The organism is Rhizobium mesoamericanum STM3625 (assembly GCF_000312665.1).
GTDB classification, from domain to species: domain Bacteria; phylum Pseudomonadota; class Alphaproteobacteria; order Rhizobiales; family Rhizobiaceae; genus Rhizobium; species Rhizobium mesoamericanum.
On the sequence record NZ_HF536773.1, the window covers coordinates 785400 to 789044 of the forward strand.

Genomic DNA, 3645 nt, shown 5'->3' on the forward strand with positions numbered 1-3645 from the left:
TGGGAGTTAGCGCCCAAACACCGAGATCAAGATTCGCCGCGAGACGTCGGCATAGCGCACCCTAATGCCATGCTGCCCCACACCGGTGTCGCTAAGTGCGCGTTCACTGCCTGCAGGTCAGATGCACCGAGCAGCGATTGCCGGCCGGCAAAGATCCTGTAATCGCAGTCGATCCTAATCCTGCTGCAGTTGCGCGCTGCAGTACTGGAACGCTTTCTTCCCCGTCCCGATGCCTGCCGTGAACGTTTTGCATGAGTCTGGAATCAACTGGAATCCGTGAGCTGCGGCCCTTTGTGCCGCAAACGCTACAAACTTCTGATTTGACCGATCGACATCGACGACGTCCTCCGGACGAACTGCTACTCGGCACAACTGGTCGCCATTCTCGACCGCATCAACAACTGCCCGGAAGTGCATGCGCGCCACCACGAACCGGAGAAAATCGCATCCCGCTTGTGTGGAAGTGAGGCCCAGTCTGTGGGCAATGTCGGTATAGGATTGCATAGATAAAGCGCGACGATTGTCTTCAGCATTCGTAAATATAAAGATGGGCCCATTACGATTTTTGGCCGTCTCTCGGACATGCGTTACGAAAGCGTCTGTTCCAGGAAATCCGGTCTCGATGCCAAAGAACGCAGCTTGTGGCGGAAAGAATGTTGGCAACCACCCCAGGGAATTATTCTGAACCACGAGAAGAACCGTCGTTGCGTCGGGCTTGGTATGCAACGTGAGATCAGTATGACGCAAAGGAGATGCCCAGCCTTCGTGTCCCCATGTCCGAGCACCACCAGTAACGACAATCGCAGTTGCAATCGTGAGAACCCAAGCGCCGATACGGCGTGCACGCAGATATGGAAACAGCCATGTGAGCATAATGAAGGCTGCAAGTGGTGCCAGCATTTCGAAGGCCACCGTATAACGGTAAATGCTAAAAATGCACATCCACACAACAAAAGCACACGAGACGAATACTACTATGAAACTCGAGCGAGCGTCCCTTGCGGCCGTCTGGGGCTGCTCGGTCCGGAATCTGAGCGATTTAAATGCCAAGAGAATTAGCAGCGCGTAGACAATCGCCCAAATGATCTGTCGAACATGGAGTTCACCCACACGGCGAGAATCCAGCGATATGATAAATGGCCAAAGAAGGTACTCCATTACGCTCTTTGGCAGCCAGCGCGTATCTGCGACTGTCATCGGCTGGGCCAGGGGATTTGGGAAAATGCTACCGAACTGAGGGAAAAGCGGATTCCCGAACTTGGTCCACATGTGAAGCATCCAGGTTCCTCCGAAAACGGTGAACCCAGCCAAAACCCCCACCCCAAACAAAAAGGCAGCGACAAACTTTCGAACTTTACTGCCAGGAAAGCACACAAGAAGCGCCAGGCAAAACGCCACTGCCGAAGGGCCGTTTGTTAATTTCAACCCCGTCGCCAATCCGACAAGCACGCCGGAGAAGCAAAGCACTCCCAGCGTTTTATTGTCAAAACGATCAAACACGTTCCATCGTAAGACGACCAGATATATGCCGCTCAGTATCAAGACGGCCGTCGTGTTGTCGCCCATGCCGTTGCCAACTTCAGAAAGAAAGTTCGCTGTAAGAGAGCCTGCCAAGGCCAACAGTATGGGAAGTCGAACGCTATCGTCAGGTCGGCGATTTACAAGCACTCTTCGCGCGATTCCAAGAACGAGCACAAAACCCAGACCATGGAGCCAGCCTTGGAGAAAGCCAGACAGTTTGGGGGGCAAGTAGCTGTTCAACCAGTATGGCAGAAAGTCGAGGAAGGGATTGAAATATCCTTGAAAGCCCGCAACACCAATATCCGTTTCAAACTTATCGTTTAGAAAAGCGAACGGGCCATATAGATGATAATTATACAAATCCCAGTTCGCGTCGGCCCCCAAATACAGGGAATACAAACCAAATAGAAGCGGCACTGTGATGGCAGCGCAAATCGTCGCCTCGGGTCTATTTAGCGCAGCGAGGGCTGTGTCTATCCTCGACGCCTTCTTGGTGGTCGCAATCAAAAGCTTCCCCTAATTCTATTTGCTTTGAAGACCCGCAATTGGCCAAGGCGAAGTCTACTGCCATCCGCCAAGTGAACCGCATATTACCCGGATGGCCGCCACCGTTTGGCAGACGTTGTAATAACGAAACAAAAAATGGCCCAGCTTAAATTTCCGACCATCGACACAGCAATGAGACACGTCTTTGTCATGCCGTATCGACAAGTTTCCTTAAAGGTAGATTGTCTGTCGAGAAGCCAAGTCGCTAACGTCGCCCTTGGGAGAAAACTACTCGGCCAACGAAATAGCCTACGTCCTATTCTCGACACTGCAGCAACCGAGGCAAACAACCAATCCGACCGTTCTAACCCACCCAAAACAGATGACCAGAGAAAGCGCCTCATTCATTTAGCGCCGGTCATCCATGGGCCGGGTATCGACAGGTATGCCAGACGTCTCATTTCGGTGCGGCCACGCGTGACCGTGTCCAAGACAAGTCCGCAGCTCAGCAGCAGCATCCCAAATAGCATCGTCGATGCACAAAGGATCGCCGTAGGGAACCTAGGAACCAGTCCGGTCTGAATGTAGGTCGCTAACAGCGGAAGAGCCAAGGCCACTGCGATCACCGTGCATGCAACAAAGCCAGACGCAAAAAACGGCAATGGCTTTTCGGCTTTGAAAAGCCGAATTATTGTTAGCAGTATTCGCAGCCCATCTCGGTAGGTATTCAATTTGCTGGCAGAACCGGCCGGTCTTGCTCGATATTTAGTATTGATTTCCGCAACGGGCATTCGCAGTTCCATCGCGTGTATCGTCAATTCAGTTTCCGTCTCGAATCCGGACGCATGAGCCGGAAACGATTTGACGAATCGGCGCGAAAACACGCGATAGCCCGACAGCATGTCCCTGAGAGGTCGACCAAACAGCGTTGTTACACAGGATGTAAGGAGCTTATTGCCAAACCTATGCCCGGCACGGTATGCCGCCTGATCATCGGTAAGCCTGCACCCTACCACCATATCAAGCCCCTTCGTTGCAAGCTCGTTCACCAGCAGGGGAGCAGCTGATGCGTCGTAGGTATCGTCACCATCAACAAGTACATATACGTCCGCGTTGATGTCAGCGAACATCCGTCGAATGACGTTTCCTTTACCCTGCTCGCGAACGCTGTTGACGATTGCGCCGGCCTCTTGTGCACGAAGAATAGTGTCGTCCGAGGAGTTGTTATCAAAAACGAACACTGTTGAATTGGGCAGCGCGCGTTGGAACGCCTTAACTACAGAGGTAATCGTCAGCGCCTCATTGTGACAGGGGACTAGAACAGCAATTCTCAAGTCGAGGTGCATTTCTTCAAGCTGCATTAGAAGTCGCCATATCAACATCAGAGAAACTTTGCTCTTAGGTTATTCTTGCAGCGTTAGTAAACCAGCGGGCGGAATGAATATCGTATTGTCCACTGCTGACTTGCCCAAAGATATGTCACCAAACATCCCCGTAGCCGTTGCCCGATCACATCCTTCGCAAACACCGTGATTGCTTTAGCGGCAGGCAGCACACACCAGATTCGCGTCGCGGCCGAAGAAAGACCTTACAAAGCCTTATCGGGTCGGCGCGGTGGCCTGGTTACCGCCCCGGCCG

General features: G+C 52.5%; 2 protein-coding genes. Both read right to left on the reverse strand.

The window, feature by feature from the left end; genetic code table 11:
- Positions 1–174: 174 nt before the first annotated feature.
- Entirely contained in the window at positions 175–2028 is a 1854-nt protein-coding gene (locus BN77_RS23925) for a hypothetical protein (RefSeq protein ID WP_007536921.1), read from the reverse strand.
- Positions 2029–2411: 383 nt separating this feature from the next.
- Entirely contained in the window at positions 2412–3368 is a 957-nt protein-coding gene (locus BN77_RS23930; RefSeq protein WP_007536924.1) for a glycosyltransferase family 2 protein, read from the reverse strand.
- Positions 3369–3645 lie beyond the last annotated feature (277 nt).